The sequence below is a fragment of the Trichloromonas sp. genome (assembly GCF_041583255.1).
Taxonomy (GTDB): Bacteria; Desulfobacterota; Desulfuromonadia; order Desulfuromonadales; family Trichloromonadaceae; genus Trichloromonas.
Window position 1 is genome coordinate 1 of sequence record NZ_JBFHGD010000052.1, and the last position, 16,872, is coordinate 16,872.

Here is a 16,872-nt window from a genome sequence, read left to right on the forward strand (position 1 = left end):
CCGCTCCCGGCACCAGGTCTATCAACCAATGCTTCGATTCAATCTTCCCAGACTATTTATTAAGTATTGAATTAATTCTGTCTTTTACCTTTTTTTCAAATTTTTCTTTAAGGGTGTTCTTTTTTATGTATTTGCTCGCGGCGATTTTGGCACTGGCGACGGAGCCGGATGCTGTTACCAGGGTTACCGTTTGGCCAGCCATCGCATCAGGAATCCGGGTGACGACTTTTTTGTCAGACCAGGACATAACGGTGCCTAGCGAATTGTCCCGCAGTGTCTCGCCGGTCCGGTTGCCGAAATCGAATCCGGTTATGACTATTTGGTTCCTGTTGATAATGGCAGATTGGATCTCAACGGCTGCTGTCACGGTCAAGGTCACCTTGTTGCTCACCACCTCATCTTTTTTCACGCGCAGATCATAATTGCCTGGTTCGAGAGTCGCGGGAAGTGGGGTGGTCAACTTTTGGGAGTTGAAAGACGGAAGGGGATACAGAAGGATCACCTCATCTCCATTGGTGACTTCGACCACGGGGGTGAAGGTTTGGCCTAGCGAGGTGTTGACAAAGCTCTCGCCCATGATCGTCAGGTTCGTAGATTGCCCGGCGGCCAGCACAGAAGTACTCAGGCTGGTTATAGAAGGAATGGTCGGTTCGGCAACCGTCGCGCTCTGGAAGGCGAGGAAGGTTTTGATGTGGCAGCCGTAGCAGTCGGCATTGGCACCGACATGGCCGTAGCCGCCCATTTCGGTGCCGGGAGTGATCATCCCGTCATTGTTGGAGTCGGCCTGGATATTGTGCAGGGATTTTACGTCGTGACAGTCTTCGCATTTGCGGATCATCCGGTTGTCGCTCAGTTCGAAATTATGACACCAGGTGCACTCGATGAGCCCCGTCCCATGGTGGGTTTCGTTGTTGTTGGCGATGCCCTGGTCGACGTCCGCCATGTGGCAGGCCATGCAGCCGCCGGCGAAACGGCCTTCAGCGAGTTCCACGCCGCCGGTGAGCGGGGTGAAGGCTGTGGGGTTGTATCTGGGGATGTAGTGGCCATCGTCGTAATCAGCAACAAAGCTGCCGTGACAGGCCGAGCAGTGGCGGGCCTGGGCATCGGCGGTGGTGTGATGCGGCGAGGTTTCGTGGCAGGTTGTGCACTCGCGGAAATTGGCAAATGATCCGTCGTGGACCACATGGCACTCAAAACAGCCGAATTCGGGGGTGACCAGGGCATGATGGCGTTCGACTTGGCTGCCTTCATGACATACCTGACAAAATTCACGGTTGATGTTCGGTTGAGTAAAGTCAATGGTGGCGTCAAAGATGCCTAGCGTCTGGTTAACAGGGGGGGGGGGCACGTCTGCTGAAGCGTTCGGGACGGTTGCGAATGTCAGTGCAAGTGCCAGCATTGCAGCAGTAAGGCCAAAACATGATTTTTTCATTGGGGTCTCCTCTTATTCATTTGGGTTGTTCGTTAATGCGGCCGGCGTTCAAATGGTCTGCCGTAACGGGTTCACCTCCTTTCCTGCCGTATTGATTTAGTGAAAGCTCTGTTGGCTCTGCCGCAGGGGTTGTTTTCTGGCGGCCGGCCAATGGGTCTCAGGTTCCGGTAGAGGCGTATGCCTAACTACTAGGTTGGGCAAGTGTAATTCATGGTTGGGGCAAGTCAAGCCGAATATGAGAATTATGCAATACAAAAACACACATTAAAACAAGGGCTTAGCTTGTGAAATCGGGTGCGGCAAGGTGAGTCAGCTGCGTGAACGCGCAACCAGGCGGGCCCGGGGAACGGGGGTGGTGATGCCGCTGATGTGGACGTGCTGCTGCTGCCAGCTGATTTCGTCGAGGTGCAGGAATGTCAGCGGTGATTCGGGCGGATTGCCGGCCAGGTAGCGGTCGACCAGTTGCTTGATGATCCGGTTGTAGGCGGTGCGGGAAGAGCCGTGGGCAAAATTGCGGCCGGCAAAGCGGCGGATGTCGCCGTCGCAGGTTTCAGAGATGTGGTACAGCTCGTGGACGATGGTCGACAGTTTCTGCTCGAAGGAGAGACGCAGGAAGCGGGGGATAAATATGGTGATCAGGTAGTAGATTTCCCGCTGCTGGTGGTGTAGCTCCGGCAGCCGGAAGGTTTCCCGCCAGGGGCCGCGGCGGCGGGTGTGTTCGCGGGCGCCGCCGGCAAAGCGCAGGGGGGCGATGCGGGCATAGGTGCCGTGGGTCCCTTCGGCTCGCGAGCGGGCAATGGAAAAGAGCAGCCGATCCGGGTCGATGTGGCCCAGTTCGGGGATGCGGCGGCACAACTCCCTGGTCAGGGTGTCCAGTTCGGCCGAGAAGTCGATGCTGGCCGACGATCCTTTCATGGGGAGTTAACGCTCTTCCCACTTGTGGCAGATCAGGCAGCGGTCACGGGATTTGTGGTCTTTGGGAAAGGGGGCCGAACCGTCCGGCTGGTGGCACTCACCGCAGAATTTTTCGGCGGCCATTTTACCGTCAGTCTGGACTACGGCAAGATATTGCTTATGGTTGTCGTCATAGGGGACCCGGGCGGTTTTGATGTCTCCGGAAATCAGGTAAAAGACGCCGAAGACGGCGGCAACGACGGCAAGAAAGGTCAGGTCACGTTTTTTTAGAGACATGGTTACCTCGTGATAGGTTGGTGTGCGCCGGTCAGGCACCGGCGATACGGGCGCAGCCGATGGCGCCGTTGTGCTGAGGATGTTCGGGAACCCGGATGTCGGCGCCGGTCGCCTCGCGCAGCAGTTCGAAGAAGGCCGGACTCTTGGCGACACCGCCGGTCAGGATGATGATGTCCAGGGGAAAGCGCCGGAGCATCGGCGCAACCCGCTTGATCAGGGTGTTGTTGACCCCGGCACAGAGGGTTTCAAGGGGGTGCCCCTCAATGATCTTGCCAATCAGCTCGCTTTCGCCGAAAATCCCGCAGGTGGCGTCGAGCGGCACCGGGTTGCGGTGATGGCTGGACATTTCCTCGATGGAGATATCCAGCACCTTGGCCATGTTTTCCAGGTACCGTCCCGAGGAGGCGGCGCACTTGTCGTTCATGGCGAAGTCGACCAAAATACCCTCTTCGACGCGGGCGACCTTCGAGTCCTGTCCGCCCATGTCCAGCAGGGTGAAGGTGGTGAGACCGGTCTGGGATTTGGCCCCGGCAACGTGGGCCTGAATTTCCGGGATCACGCGGCCGCCGGCCAGATCGAGGGTGTTGCGGCCGTAGCCGGTGACGACCAGCGGCGTGGCAGCCAGCTCTTCCGATGACAGGATCCCCATGGCGGCAAAGTCGAGCACCAGCTTGCCGTCCCGCATGCTGCCGTACTGCTTGTAGAAGGGGATGGTGTCGAAAGTCTTCAGCCAGAGCAGCTGCTCGCCGTCGATGGCGGCGAACTTGGCCTGGCGGCTCCCCAGATCGATGCCGAGCCCGGTCATGGTTTTCGCGCCTTGAGCATTTCGACAAACCCTTCGATGCGGATGCGGGTGCGGGCGTCGAGCGGCCCCGGGCGATCCCCCTCAAGGGTGAGGATCGGCACCTTGAGCCGTTTGCGCACGATCAGGTCCTCGACCTGGCGAAAACAGAATGACTGCACGTAATGGATCAGTCCGTCGACCTGCCGGCGGGCGAGTTCCTGCTCGATGTCGTCAAGCCGGGTGAAGATATCGTAGGGATAGGTGTAGCGCCGGTATTGTTCGACAAGGGAGTCGACGGCGAAGGGCATGGAGAACTGCCGCTGGGTTTCGTTGAACACGACCCGGGCATCCATCTCTTCGAAGGCCTCGTACAGCCCGGTCATGATCGGTGGTACGCCAATATAGGCCAGGCGCAGGGATTGTCCGAGCGGTTCGCGCTGGCGGGCCTCGGCAAGAAAAGCATCGACCTCGTTTTCAAAGCTTTCGACACAGCCGTTCATATCCGAGGTGCAGACCTGATAATAGTGGCTTTCCCCTCCGCTGACCCGGTTCTCTTCCCAGCACAGGCGATCGATTTCGTGAACCTTTTGGCGCACCCCGGCCAGTTGTTTCCGGGCGGCTTCGCATTGTTCGATGCTGACGCCGAAATGGGTGGCCAGTTTGCCGATCTCGTGGGCCAGGGTTGCCGGGGTCCGGTCATAGGGGTAGGCAAAGGGGATGGTGCTGATCCCGTTCAGGGTGAGCACTTCCATCAGCGCCTTGGTATTGGAGCAGTCCCCTTCGGTGACGGCAATGATTTCGCGGATGCCGCGGCGCAGGGCCACGCTGTAGAGCCCCTTGATCCAGCCGCAGATATTGCGCGGGAACCCCGCAATCTCGGCTTCTTCGATCAGGCCCTGGGGATCGGGGTCGGTAATGAAGATATTGTTGAGATCGACCGGCTGCCGCCCTGCGGCAATCAGGATCTCCAGGGGGATGGTTGTGGTGAATCCGACCATTGCTCGTGTCTGAAAAAAGGGGTAGGGAACTACTCGGCTTTGATAAAAAGAAAGTAGATGGCAAGCAGGACAATCGTAGCCCCGATCATGACGAATATTACGAGTGGTTCGATGCCCAGGGCTCCCGCCGATTTCTCCTGCTCGAGGGTGTAGGCGATCAGTCCGGTCAGGCTCGAAACGGTGAACAGGGTGACCAGCAGCAGGCGCCAGCGCAGCAGCAGGGCGGCCACCGCCAGGCCGCCGACGCCGCCGAGCAGCCAGGGGTTGTGCAGCAGGGTAGTCATGTCGAGGGTGCGCATGTAGGCAACGACCTTGGCTGTTTCAAAGCGCTGGAGAAATTCAATAATTATCGAAAAATCCATGAGAATACCCCTGTCGACCGGAAATGTTGACGTCCCTGTCTGATATCCTAGAAACATATCAGCTTTTTGGTCTAAAGGTAAAGCCCAAAAGCCCTGAGGGCCTTGACTTTCAACGGGGGCTTATCTACTATCACAAACTTGTTTTTTTATCTCTTGGAAAGAAGATTAAGCCTTGCCTGAACGTGCGATTGGAGTATTTGATTCCGGGGTTGGCGGACTGACCGTACTCAAGGAGATGTTACGCATGCTCCCCGGAGAGGAACTGATTTATCTGGGTGATACCGCCCGCGTTCCCTACGGCACCAAGAGCCCGCGAACGGTGTTGCGTTATGCCCTTGAAGCAGCGGCTTTTCTGGTTGAGCAGCGGGTCAAAATGCTGGTGGTAGCCTGCAACACGGCCTCTTCGGTGGCTCTGACTGAACTGGAAGAGCATTTCAATCTGCCGGTAGTGGGAGTGATCGAGCCGGGGGCCCGCAAGGCGGTGGCGGTCACTCGCAATCGCCGGATTGGCGTTATCGGCACGGAAGGAACCATCGCCAGCGGGGCTTATGCCCGGGCCATCCATGCCCTGGACCCGTCCGTCGAGGTTTTTTCCGCCCCCTGTCCGCTTTTTGTTCCGCTGGCCGAAGAGGGTTGGGCCGAGCATCCGGTGGCTTTGCTCACGGCCCGGGAATATTTGGTTCCCCTGGTGGAGAACGGCATCGATACCCTGGTGCTCGGCTGCACCCACTACCCGCTACTGAAAAATACCCTGCGCCAGGTGCTGGGAGACGGGGTTGCCCTGGTCGACTCGGCCGAAGAAACCTCCAGCACCGTGGACGCCATGCTCAACGGTCGCAAGCTCCCGCGCCAGAGTTCGCCGGGCCAACCGCGGTTTTTTGTGACCGACATCCCGACCCGCTTCGTTCGCGTCGGCGGTGCCTTTCTTGGCCATTCCCTGCACGGGGTGACTCAGGTGTCGCTGGACTGACGCGGGCCCTGGATTGTAACTATTCCTGCAGGTACAGCGGCGCTCTTTTCCTGCCGGATCGACGATATATGACTGTTGCGGAGGCTCCCTATGCAAGGACCTTTTAAGTCCCGACTTTTACTGTTGGCGGTACTGGTTGTGCTCCTGGCCATTGGGGCCATGGTGGCCCGCCAGTATCTGCTGGCCCCAAAGATGGCGCCGGAACTGTCGGAATCGATGGAACCGACGCGCCAGCTTCGCGAGGTACTGCTTTACTTTGCGTCTTCGGAGGGGATCGGCCTGGAATCCGAAATGCGCGAAATCGAGGATTGCCTGGCCGAGGAAGACTGCTTGCGGGCGACCCTGCAGGCTCTGATTGCCGGGCCGACCGGTGAACGGGTGGCGGTGCTCTCCTCCCGCGTTTTGGTGCAGAAAATTTCGGTCGATGGCGCGACGGCCATCGTCAGCTTCAGTCGGGAGCTTGTAGCCGGACATCCGGGCGGCAGCATGTCTGAATTGCTGACGGTGCACGCACTGGCCAATACCCTGGCGGTGAATTTTCCGCATATCCGCCAGGTGCGGATCCTGATCGAAGGTGCCCCGGTGGAGACGCTCAAGGGGCATGTCGACCTGCGTGACCCGATTGCCGCCGATTTTGATTTTGGACGATTACCAGTTAATAAGGGCGCAGCGCGCCCTGGAGGAGAATAGATGGCGAACTTTCTGCGATTGATCAACGACCGGGTGCTGGTGCTCGACGGCGCCATGGGCACCATGCTCCAGGAGCGCGGCCTGAAAGCGGGTGGCTCCCCGGAAGAGATGAATATCAATGCCGCCGAAGTGGTCGAGTCGGTGCACCGTGAGTATGCCGACGCCGGTGCCGATATCCTGGTGACCAACACCTTCGGTGGCAGCCGGGTCAAGCTGGCCCACTACGGGCTTGAAAAAAAGGTCGCCGAAATCAATCGGTCCGGGGTCGAAATCGCTCGTCGGGCGGCCGGGAATGGCCGTTTTGTTGCGGCCTCGATCGGCCCGACCGGGCGTTTTCTGCAGCCGGTCGGCGATGCCGGTTTCGATGAAATGGTCGAGATCTTCGGTGAGCAGGTCGCCGCTTTTGCTGAAGCGGGGGCCGATCTGATTACCCTCGAGACCTTTCTCGATATCCGCGAATTGCGGGCTGCGGTAATTGCCTGCCGGGAATTCTCGGCGCTGCCGGTGATGGCACTGATGACCTTCGATGACGGCGGCCGCAGTGTGCTCGGCACCCCGCCGGAGGCCGCCGCCGTGACCCTTGAGGCGCTCGGTGTCGAAGTGGTCGGCTCCAACTGTGGCCTCGGCGTCGATGGCATTTACACCATTCTCGAGAAGATGCGTTCGGTCACCTCGCTGCCGCTGATTTCCCAGGCCAACGCCGGGCTTCCCCAGCTGCGGGACGGCAAAACCGTTTTCCCGGGCACCCCCGAGGAAATGACCGCCTACCACGAGCGGATGATCCGGCTCGGGGTGCGGGTGATCGGCGGCTGCTGCGGCACCACCCCGGCCCATATCCGGGCCATTCGCGATGCCCTCGACGGCCGCGACCAGTCGTGGACACCACCGCCGCGCCGTTGTTTCCTCTCCAGCCGCACCACGGTGGTGGCGGTGGGGGCGGGCGCTCCCTGCGCCATCATCGGCGAGCGCATCAACCCGACCGGCAAAAAAGCCTACACGGCCGAACTGCGCGAGGGGAAAACCGCCTACATCCGTCGTGAAGCCCAGGAGCAGATGGCGGCCGGTGCGGCCCTTCTCGACGTCAACTGCGGGGCTCCGGGCGTCAACGAGCCGGCCGCGCTCGAACGGGCGGTCTACGCCGTGAGCGGCGTCTCCGGCGCACCGCTGGTGCTCGACTCGTCCGATCCGGTGGCCCTCGAGGCAGGCCTGAAGGCCGCCGACGGCAAGGTGCTGATCAATTCGGTTTCCGGCGAGGTCAAGAGCCTCAAGGCCATCCTGCCCCTCGCCCATAGATACGGCGCCGCGATCATCGGCCTGGCGCTCGACGAAAAGGGCATTCCGGAGACCGCCGAGGGGCGGCTGCGGGTCGCCCGCAAGATTCTCGACGCCGCCAGCTCGGTCGGCCTGCCGAAGGAAGACGTCATTATCGATTGCCTGACCCTGACCGTTTCCGCCGAGCAGAAGCGGGCCATGGAAACCATCCGCTCCCTGCGCAAGGTGCGGGACGAACTCGGGCTGGCCACCGTGCTGGGAGTGAGCAATATCTCCTTCGGTCTCCCCTGCCGGCCGGTTCTGTCCTCGGCCTTTTTCGCCATGGCCCTGGAGGCCGGGCTCAGCGCCGCCATTATTAATCCCAAGGATGAACGGATGATGGACGCTTTCCGTGCCGCCATGGTGCTGCTCGGCAAGGATGAGCGGGCCGAAGAGTATATCGCCGCATACGGCGGTGTGCAGGCCGCCCCGGCGGTGCCCCGCGGCGAAGGTCCCGAGCCGGAAATCCGCGAGCTGCTTGGGTTTGCCGTTATCGAGGGGGACAGGGACGGCATTCTCGCGCTGGTCGAGCGGGCGCTGGGCGAGGGGCTGTCGCCGATGCAGATCGGCAATGAGGGGTTGCTGCCGGGGCTCGAGGAAGTCGGTCGGCGCTTTGGCGCCAACCAGTTTTTTCTGCCCCAGGTCATGCTTTCCGCCGAAACCATGCAGGCGGCTTTTGCCCGCCTCAAGCAGGAGATGGGGGGCGTTGCGGCACAGAGCCTGGGCAAGATCCTGATGGCCACGGTCGAAGGCGACATCCATGATATCGGCAAGAATATCGTTTGCACCCTGCTCGAAAACCACGGGTTCGAAGTCATCGACCTGGGCAAAAACGTCCCCGCCCAGCGGATTCTTGAGCAGGCCCGGGCGCACCAGGTCGACGCCGTCGGCCTGTCGGCCCTGATGACCACCACCATCCAGCAGATGGAAGTGGTGGTGCAGCAATTGCGGGACGCCGGAATCAAAACCTTTACCATGGTCGGCGGGGCCGTAGTCACCCAGGATTATGCCGACAGCATCGGCGCCGACCTGTATGCCGCCGACGCTCTCGAAGCGGTCGCCAAGATCAGGAAACTGCTGGTCGGCTGAGCCTTTTGGCCGTGGCCGGAACCTCTTGCGCCATTTCGCGTAATGTGGTAACAATGAGCTGCTATTTCACCATCTTTGCGGGGGCGGCATGGTTGTTGGTTTCAACCACAATTTCAGGTACAAGGGTGGGGTGTACCATGTGCAGACCGAAGACGGCGGCGTCAAGAGTCCGCAGGTCGTCACTCTGCTTTACTGTGGCGGCACGATCCTTTCCTCGAAAAAAACCTCCTATGCCGATCTCTGTCATAAGGACAACCTGACCGCCCTGGTCGAAGGGCTGATGAAGGAGCAGCATCGGGAAATGCTCCGGCGGCTCAAGGACGGTGAATTCGACGGGGTTATTCACCAGAAGTTGTCCAGCCCGGCTGAAGAAACCGCACCCTCGCGCACGTCTGCCCCACCGGTGCCGACAGTGCCGGAGAAGATTCCGGTTGTTCCCAGTGCCCCGCCTGCTCCGGCACCCAGGCCGGTCGCTCCCGTGCCGGTGCCTGCTGTCGCACCGGAGAAAGACCGGCAGGCGGTTGTTGCGGCCAGTCTCGACGACATTATCCTGTCCTACCTGATAGGAGAAGACGATTAGTTCCGTAATAGTCCGGCCGCGCAGGCGCGGCCCGGCCCTGCCGCCAGCCACGGGTTGGCGGTTTTTTCATGAATAAACGTCCCTGCGGGGATGAACAAAGGGAGTTTCTGTAAGATGCTGAAAGATGAAACCGTTCGGGCTCTCGAACTGACGGCCCGGCAGTTGCGGGTCGAAATCCTCAAGATGCTCAATACCGCTAATTCCGGCCACACCGGCGGAAGCCTCTCGGCGATCGACGTGCTGACCGTGCTCTATTTTCATCAGATGCGCCACGACCCCAGCAATCCCAAATGGGAAGACCGCGACCGTTTCGTTCTTTCCAAGGGGCATGCCGCCCCGGCCCTGTACGCCTGCCTGGCCGAGGCCGGCTACTTTTCCCGCGATGACCTGAAAACCCTGCGTCGTTTCGGCAGCCACCTGCAGGGGCATCCGGATATGAACAAGACGCCCGGCGTTGAGGTCTGCACCGGTTCATTGGGGCAGGGCCTGTCTCAGGCGGTTGGCCTGGCCATCGCGTCGAAGTTGGCTGGCCGCAGCGCGCGCATCTATTCGCTGCTCGGCGACGGCGAGGTGCAGGAAGGGCAGATCTGGGAGGCGGCCATGGCGGCGGCCCATTTCAAGCTCGACAACCTCTGCGTGATTCTCGACCATAATGGCCTGCAGATCGATGGCGAAGTCGAAAAGGTCATGAACGTCGGTCCGCTCGGACCCAAGTTCCTGGCGTTCAACTGGCATGTCCTCGAGGTCGACGGGCACGATATCCAGGCCATCTGCCAAGCGCTCGACAACGCTGGCGCGACCGGGGGGCAGCCGACCCTGATCATCGCCCGCACTGTCAAGGGCAAGGGTGTTCCCTTTTTCGAGCACAAGGCCAGCTACCACGGGGTTCCCCCCAGCGACGACGAACTTGTCCGGGCCCTCGAGCATCTCGGACATTCCTGAGCGATGCGGTCGTTGCGTTAAGCTGATTTGATAAACCCCGATGATCTGATTACCGATAAGGATAAAAGCTGTGAGCGAAATGATCGCGACAAGAGATGCATACGGAAAGACCCTGCTCGAACTGGGTAGAGAGAATTCCCGGGTGGTAGCCCTGGATGCCGACCTGTCCGGTTCGACCAAGACCGCCCTTTTCGGCAAGGAATTCCCGCAACGGTTTTTCAATTCCGGAGTCGCCGAAGCTAACATGGTCGGCATGGCAGCCGGCCTGGCCGCCGGCGGCATGATCCCCTTCGCCTCGACCTTTGCGGTGTTTGCCGCAGGAAGGGCCTTTGAACAGATCCGCCAGTCGCTGGCATATCCCAAAATGAACGTCAAGGTGGTGGCGACCCACGGCGGCATCACCGTGGGCGAAGATGGCGGCTCGCACCAGTCGATCGAAGACCTGGCTATCATGCGCGCCCTGCCGAACATGACCGTGCTCTGTCCGGCCGATGGGCCGGAAACCGCAGCCGCCGTGCGGGCCGCGGCGGCTCATGACGGCCCTGTCTTTATCCGTCTCGGCCGTTCCAAGGTGCCGGTGGTGTTCACCGATGGCTGCGATTTCGCTATCGGTCGCGGCGCCACCCTGCGCCAGGGGACTGACCTGACCTTTATCACCACCGGCCTGATGACGGCACAGGCCCTGGAGGCCGCAGCCATCCTGGCCGAAGAAAACATCTCGGCGCGGGTGGTTCATCTTGGCAGTATCAAGCCCCTTGATGTCGACCTGGTGCTGCAGGCGGCTCGTGAAACCGGAGCCATCGTTACCGCCGAAGAGCACTCGGTCATCGGCGGTCTCGGCGGCGCAGTCTGCGAAGTCCTCTGCGAAGGATACCCGGTGCCGGTCGAGCGGGTCGGACTGCGTGATGTGTTCGGCCAATCCGGCACCGCCGAAGAGCTGCTGGCCCATTATGGGCTGACCCCTGCCCATCTCGTCGAAGCAGCCGAGCGGGTAGTCAAGAGAAAGTAGCCGATGAATCCCGGCCGGCTCTTCAGAAATCAGCGCGGGGTCACCCTGATGGTGGTTCTGGTGATGGTGGTGCTGATCGGTCTGACTGCCGGGATGGCCGGGACGTCCTGGCGTTCGATCATGCAGCAGGTCAAGGAAGAAGAACTGCTCTGGCGTGGCGACCAGTATCGTAAAGCCATCGAAAGCTACTACGGAGTGAATCACGGCGGGATCCAGAAATATCCCGCCCGCCTGGACGATCTGCTGCGCGACCCGCGCTCCCTGCAGCCGGTGCGCCATCTCCGACGGCTTTACCCCGATCCCTTCACCGGGGAGGATTGGGTGTTCATCAAGGATCCTGCCGGGGGGATTCGGGGTGTTCGCAGTGCCAGCGAGGATGAGCCGTTCAAAAAAGCCGGCTTCCCTGAAGAGTATGAGGATTTCGCTGACCGTATGAAGTACAGCGAGTGGGAATTCTCCTATACGCCGTCCAAGACTAATCAGGGAACCACTGCCGGGGGTTCCGCGACGACCGGTTCCGGTACTACCATCAGCCAATGAAAGTCAGGGTGCGCATTGTTTTTCAAGAGCCTTGTCAGCCGCGTCATCATACTGAATATTCTGCTTCTGACCGTTGGCATCGGGATCTTTACGCTCTTTCAAATCCGGCGCGAGCATAATCATCTGGTCGCCTCGACCCAGGAGAATGCCGTCCTGCTGCTGTCGACCATCGAAAAGGCGATTTTCAACGCCATGCGGACCGGGCAGAGCGAAGAGGTGCAGGCAATTCTGCAGCAGGTCGGTGAAAATGCCCGCTTGCTTAACGTGCGGATTTTTCACCCCAACGGGACCATTCTCAAGTCGGCCCGGCCGGAAGAGATCGGTCGTCAGGTCGGGTCTCACGATCTCGCCATTTTCCAGAACCGCCTGGATTACCGGATCTTCCGACTCGGCAGTCAGGATACCCTGGGTATTGTCAGGCCGATTGTTTCCGATGAGCGCTGTTTTCTCTGCCATGGCGGCGGGCACAAGGTGGTCGGGGTTCTGAATCTCAATTACTCCTTGTCCGATACGACCCAGAAGCTCAAGGATTCGACCCAGTTTTTTGCTTTTTCGACGATATTCATCATCGTCCTGTTGTCGGTGGGGAGTTCCTACCTGCTGCTGCGCTTTGTCCGCCGTCCAATCCAGTCTCTGGCCGGGCAGATGGCCAAGGTCGAGCAGGGGGATCTTACGGTGCGGATCACGCCGCGGTTTTCCGATGAAATGGGGAGCCTGGCCCGCAGCTTCAACTCGATGGTGAATCATCTCGAGAAGGCCAAGAAGGAGCTTGAGCAGTACCACTACCAACAGATGGTGCGCGCCGACCGGTTGGCGTCGGTTGGTGAAATGGCTTCTGGGGTGGCCCATGAAATCAAGAATCCTTTGGCGGGAATCGGCGGAGCCATTTCGGTGCTGGCCGATGACTTTGCCGAGGGCGATCCTCGCAAAACCATCGTCGGCGAGGTCCTTGAGCAGATTGCCCGGCTCAACAAGACGGCGACCGACCTGCTCTTTTTCGGTCGGCCCGGCGATCCCGAATTTTCGTTTGTCGATCTGAATGCGCTGGTCAAAAAGACGCTGTTTTTCATTGTTCAGCACCCCGAGTCCAAGAATATTCACCGGGTCAAGGATCTCGATCGCGAGCTGCCCCCGGTGTGGGCTGACGAAAAGCAGATCCAGCAGGTTTTGTTCAACGTCATGATCAATGGGGTCCAGGCCATGAAGGATGGCGGGACGTTGACTGTTGAAACCTCACTGGTCGAACGCGGCGGTCAAAAATATGGTCGAATCCTGGTGAGTGACACCGGCAAGGGCATTCCCAGGGAGCAGCTGGAGAAAATTTTTATTCCCTTCTTCACCACCAAAAACCAGGGGACCGGCCTGGGGCTGGCCATCTGCCGCAGGCTGATGGAGCAGCAGGGGGGGACTATCCAGGTCGACAGTCAGCATGGTGAAGGTACCGTATTTGAAATCGAACTCCCCGTCGTGGCGGGGGAGGCCCCCATTGTGAAAGAGGATAACCGTGCGCCAACATAAGATTCTGGTCGTCGATGATGAACACCTGATCCGCTGGTCTCTGGAGCAGAACCTCAAGAAACAGGGGTACGAGGTCATGACGGCGGCATCCGGAGAGGATGCGCTGAAGATCCTCAAAGAGGATACCCCCGACCTGATGCTGCTCGACATCCAGCTGCCCGGCATTGACGGATTGACGGTGCTCGAACGGGTCAAAGAGCTGGAAGAAGACGTCATCGTTATCATGGTGACGGCACTGGGTGTTCTGGAGACCGCCGTCAAGGCCATGCGGATGGGGGCTTACGATTACCTCAACAAACCATTCAACCTCGATGAACTGGCGATCGTCATCAAAAAGGCGCTCGAGACCGGTGAACTCAAGCGCGAGGTCGCCCACCTGCGTTCCGAGCAGTCCCGCAAGTACGGCGCCAGAAACATCATCGGCCGAAGCCGGCACATGCAGAACGTTCTCAGCATGGTCGAGAAGGTCGCCAAGAGCGATGCCAGTACCATTCTGATCCAGGGCGAAAGCGGCACCGGCAAGGAGTTGATCGCCAAGGCCATTCATTACGAAAGCAGCCGCGCCGACCGGCCGTTCATGGCGATCAACTGCGCTGCGGTGCCTGAGACCCTGCTCGAAAGCGAGCTGATGGGCCATGAACGAGGTGCTTTCACCGATGCCAAGGTACAGAAAAAGGGCTTGTTCGAGCTGGCCGACGGCGGCACCGTTTTCCTCGATGAGATCGGCGACATGGAGCCCGGCATGCAGGCCAAGCTGCTGCGGGTGCTCGAGGAGCGCTCGTTCCGCCGGGTCGGCGGAACCAAGGATATCCAGGTCGATGTCCGGATCGTCTCGGCGACCAACAAGGACCTGCTCAAGGCCATCGAAGAAAAGGTCTTCCGGGCCGATCTTTACTACCGCATTCAGGTCATTCCTATATTTCTTCCCGCGTTGCGTGAGCGGCGAGACGACATTATGCCGCTCGTCGAGCACTTCGTTGCACACTTCAACCGCGAGTTCGGCAAGTCGGTCAAAGGCGTTTCCAAGATGGCGGAAAAGTTTCTCACCGAATACGCCTGGCCAGGAAATATCCGTGAATTGAAAAACATTATCGAGCGGGCGATCATCCTCGAAAATGAAGAGACGCTGCTGCTGGAGCATCTGCCCCAGGAGCTCGTGTCCAAGGCCAGTGGCCCCAGTGTCGGTCCTCTGAGTCTCCATCTGCCTCCTGAGGGGGTGGATATTGAAGATGTCGAGCGCGAACTGATTCGTCAGGCCCTGGAAACCTCCGAGGGCAACCAGTCCAAGGCAGCAAAAAAGCTGAATCTGGGGATCGATGCTTTCCGCTACCGGATGAAAAAATTCGGTTACCTGTGATGAGAGGGTGCATTGGGTTCGACTGTGAACAGTCGTGAATCTTAATTCATGACTGCCTGCTTCAGGGATGCCGGATGTGATCATCCGGAGAAATAAGCTGTCGGTGATTTGACGTAAGGTCGGTTATTTCCCGTTTTTTGTCAGGTACTGTTCGGTGGCAGTGGGTGTTTTGGGCAGACTAATTTATTTTTTTTTTAAATAGGGGCGGATTGGGAAACTTTGTAACAGTTGCAGCCGAACATCGGCATTGTTGCTGAAATAAGGCGTTCAGGGATGCAGGGCTGATTCATTATGAATTTTTATGCTTCAGCCACATCTACTGATATGCAGGCAGAAAACATTCCTTTCTCGCTGCCGGTTCAGGCAGGTTGAATTCTTGGTATCCCCATTGCATGGTTAATGAGTCAGGAAACTAGCATTAAAAATTTGCCTGAGTTGATTATAGAGATTGCGGGACGCGGGTCGCTCTAAGGGAGGCGTCGGTATGAAGATGTTAAATGCGTACATCCAGCTGATTTTGATGGCATTTCTGCTGCTAGGGGGGGCGTCTGCAACGGTTGCTGACGCTGCGGGGGCTCCGCAGATCAGTTCGCTCGGACAAATTCGCGGTAATTTTGTTGCTCCTACTCGACTTGACGTTGATGGCCAGGGCAACCTCTACGTCGTGGATGCCCGTAAGCATGCGGTATTCAAGTTCGATAAATACGGCAACAAGAGCAAGGGTGTCAATGTCTTTGACGCGGTGTCTGCCTCCGGTGGCGGGCTTGCGGTAACCGATGGTGGGACCCTGTTGTTTGTTGCCGAACAGAAATCGGTGGCCGTGCTCGACGGCGCATCCGGTGTGCTGCTCGGTTATCTCGGTGGCAAAGACCATTTCAGTTACGTGTATGACATAGACATCGATGCCAAGGGATACGTTTTCGTGGCCGATGGCGATCGTCTCAATGTCGAAGTCTTCCGCCCGGGACAGTCGGGCGGCTATCCCTATGTTTACGACTACCAGTTCGGCAGCAAGGGGGTAGCCCCCGGGCAACAGGTGGGGCTTGCCGCCATGGGTATCAATACAGCGGCGGGGGAGCTTTACATTGCCGACCCGAGTACCCATAAGCCCGAAGGGGCATCGGTGCCGGTTTCCTATCCGAAGGTGCAGGTTTACGATCTTGCCGGCAATCTAAAGAAAATTCAGGGGGTGACCGATTTTGTTCTTCTGGGCAGTAAAGCCTTTGGGACGCCTGGGGTCTCCTTTTTTGGCGGCATGACTTTCGACGGCCAGGGGCGGGGATATTTCGCCGACAGCTACAATGGCCGCGTCGTCGTTCTCAATCTGCAGGGCACCGATCCGACCAAGATGTTTCTATCCGCCTATTCTGCTGCCGGTTTTGCCCAGGGAAAGCTGAATGACCCCCGCGATGCGGTTTTTGATTCGCTGACCGGTCGCCTGTTTGTTCTGTGCGGCGACGGCCGCGTTGAAATCTTTGGCATCGATGGCGCGACCAGTCCGATCAAAATCAACAAACCGCCCACAGTGCCTGAGTTGCGCACCCCCATTGCCGGGAGCGAAGCCGCCTCGGCCACGCCACAACTGACCTGGCTGGCATCGGCAGACCCCGATGGTGATGCTGTTCAGTATCTGGTCAAGATTGGTCCGCAAGGGGGCGCGGAACTGACCTACGAAAATATTTTCGAAAGCGCATTCATCGCACCTGAACCCTTGGAGGAAAATCGACTCTATTCCTGGACGGCACAGGCTTTCGATGGAGAGATCGCTACCGAATGGGCCGCTTCCCAGACCTTTTACGTTAACGCCGAAGAGGAGGCCCCGACTGCGCCGGTACTGCTTTCACCCCTGGCGGCATCGGTTGTCGACGGTATGGCCAAGTTTGCCTGGCAGTCCTCGACCGACCCTGATCCTTTTGAAGCCATCAGCTATGTTCTGCAGGTATCCGCAGATGCGGCTTTCACCGCTGTCGTGTTTGAAGAGATTCTGGATGCGACCCTGGTAACGCTTGGCGATTGTACCGGCTACCCGGCCCTGGAAGATGGAAAAACATATTTTGCGCGGGTTAAGGCGATTGATTCCACCGGACTCGAATCTGGCC

At 59.0% G+C, this 16,872-nt stretch carries 16 protein-coding genes; 10 read left to right on the forward strand and 6 right to left on the reverse strand.

What is annotated here, in order from left to right:
• Positions 1-52 precede the first annotated feature (52 nt).
• The 6 genes from ABYV89_RS06130 to ABYV89_RS06155 form a co-directional block, all read right to left on the reverse strand.
• Positions 53-1,432 (reverse strand): IPT/TIG domain-containing protein, encoded by a 1,380-nt coding sequence (locus ABYV89_RS06130; RefSeq protein WP_432822059.1) that lies wholly within the window; start codon positions 1,430-1,432, stop codon positions 53-55.
• A gap of 309 nt (positions 1,433-1,741) precedes the next feature.
• Complete coding sequence (locus ABYV89_RS06135) at positions 1,742-2,347, reverse strand: putative metallopeptidase (RefSeq protein ID WP_432822060.1); 606 nt, start codon at positions 2,345-2,347, stop codon at positions 1,742-1,744.
• A 6-nt stretch (positions 2,348-2,353) separates the two neighbouring features.
• The gene (locus tag ABYV89_RS06140) at positions 2,354-2,623 is read right to left on the reverse strand and encodes a cytochrome c3 family protein (RefSeq protein WP_432822061.1); all 270 of its coding nucleotides are present in this window, start codon (positions 2,621-2,623) and stop codon (positions 2,354-2,356) included.
• A 31-nt stretch (positions 2,624-2,654) separates the two neighbouring features.
• On the reverse strand, positions 2,655-3,428 hold the full coding sequence (locus ABYV89_RS06145) for an acyl-CoA dehydratase activase (RefSeq protein ID WP_432822062.1): 774 nt from the start codon (positions 3,426-3,428) through the stop codon (positions 2,655-2,657).
• Positions 3,425-4,405: a 2-hydroxyacyl-CoA dehydratase family protein gene (locus tag ABYV89_RS06150; protein WP_432822063.1), complete on the reverse strand. Its 981-nt coding sequence runs from the start codon at positions 4,403-4,405 to the stop codon at positions 3,425-3,427. Before ABYV89_RS06150 ends, ABYV89_RS06145 begins: the two co-directional genes overlap by 4 nt.
• A 29-nt stretch (positions 4,406-4,434) precedes the next feature.
• Positions 4,435-4,767 (reverse strand): hypothetical protein, encoded by a 333-nt coding sequence (locus tag ABYV89_RS06155; RefSeq protein ID WP_432822064.1) that lies wholly within the window; start codon positions 4,765-4,767, stop codon positions 4,435-4,437.
• Positions 4,768-4,939: 172 nt separating this feature from the next.
• On the opposite strand from ABYV89_RS06155, the gene murI reads away from it, so the two are divergent.
• From murI to ABYV89_RS06205, 10 genes are all read left to right on the forward strand, one after another.
• The gene (murI, locus tag ABYV89_RS06160) at positions 4,940-5,737 is read left to right on the forward strand and encodes a glutamate racemase (protein ID WP_432822065.1); all 798 of its coding nucleotides are present in this window, start codon (positions 4,940-4,942) and stop codon (positions 5,735-5,737) included.
• Between the two features lie 90 nt (positions 5,738-5,827).
• On the forward strand, positions 5,828-6,427 hold the full coding sequence (locus tag ABYV89_RS06165; RefSeq protein WP_432822066.1) for a GerMN domain-containing protein: 600 nt from the start codon (positions 5,828-5,830) through the stop codon (positions 6,425-6,427).
• A complete protein-coding gene (locus ABYV89_RS06170; RefSeq protein WP_432822067.1) occupies positions 6,428-8,827 on the forward strand; it encodes a homocysteine S-methyltransferase family protein in 2,400 nt (799 codons plus the stop codon).
• A gap of 88 nt (positions 8,828-8,915) precedes the next feature.
• The gene (locus ABYV89_RS06175; RefSeq protein WP_432822068.1) at positions 8,916-9,407 is read left to right on the forward strand and encodes a hypothetical protein; all 492 of its coding nucleotides are present in this window, start codon (positions 8,916-8,918) and stop codon (positions 9,405-9,407) included.
• Positions 9,408-9,521: 114 nt separating this feature from the next.
• Positions 9,522-10,349 (forward strand): transketolase, encoded by an 828-nt coding sequence (locus tag ABYV89_RS06180; RefSeq protein WP_432822069.1) that lies wholly within the window; start codon positions 9,522-9,524, stop codon positions 10,347-10,349.
• Positions 10,350-10,428: 79 nt separating this feature from the next.
• A complete protein-coding gene (locus ABYV89_RS06185; protein ID WP_432822074.1) occupies positions 10,429-11,358 on the forward strand; it encodes a transketolase family protein in 930 nt (309 codons plus the stop codon).
• Positions 11,359-11,361: 3 nt separating this feature from the next.
• Positions 11,362-11,898, forward strand: a complete 537-nt coding sequence (locus tag ABYV89_RS06190; protein WP_432822070.1) for a type II secretion system protein — start codon at positions 11,362-11,364, stop codon at positions 11,896-11,898.
• Between the two features lie 15 nt (positions 11,899-11,913).
• Entirely contained in the window at positions 11,914-13,416 is a 1,503-nt protein-coding gene (locus ABYV89_RS06195) for an ATP-binding protein (protein WP_432822071.1), read from the forward strand.
• Positions 13,403-14,773: a sigma-54-dependent transcriptional regulator gene (locus ABYV89_RS06200; RefSeq protein ID WP_432822072.1), complete on the forward strand. Its 1,371-nt coding sequence runs from the start codon at positions 13,403-13,405 to the stop codon at positions 14,771-14,773. The genes ABYV89_RS06195 and ABYV89_RS06200 overlap by 14 nt, the downstream gene beginning before the upstream one ends.
• Positions 14,774-15,257: 484 nt before the next feature.
• On the forward strand, positions 15,258-16,872 hold a 1,615-nt coding region (locus tag ABYV89_RS06205; protein WP_432822073.1), incomplete at its 3' end, for a hypothetical protein.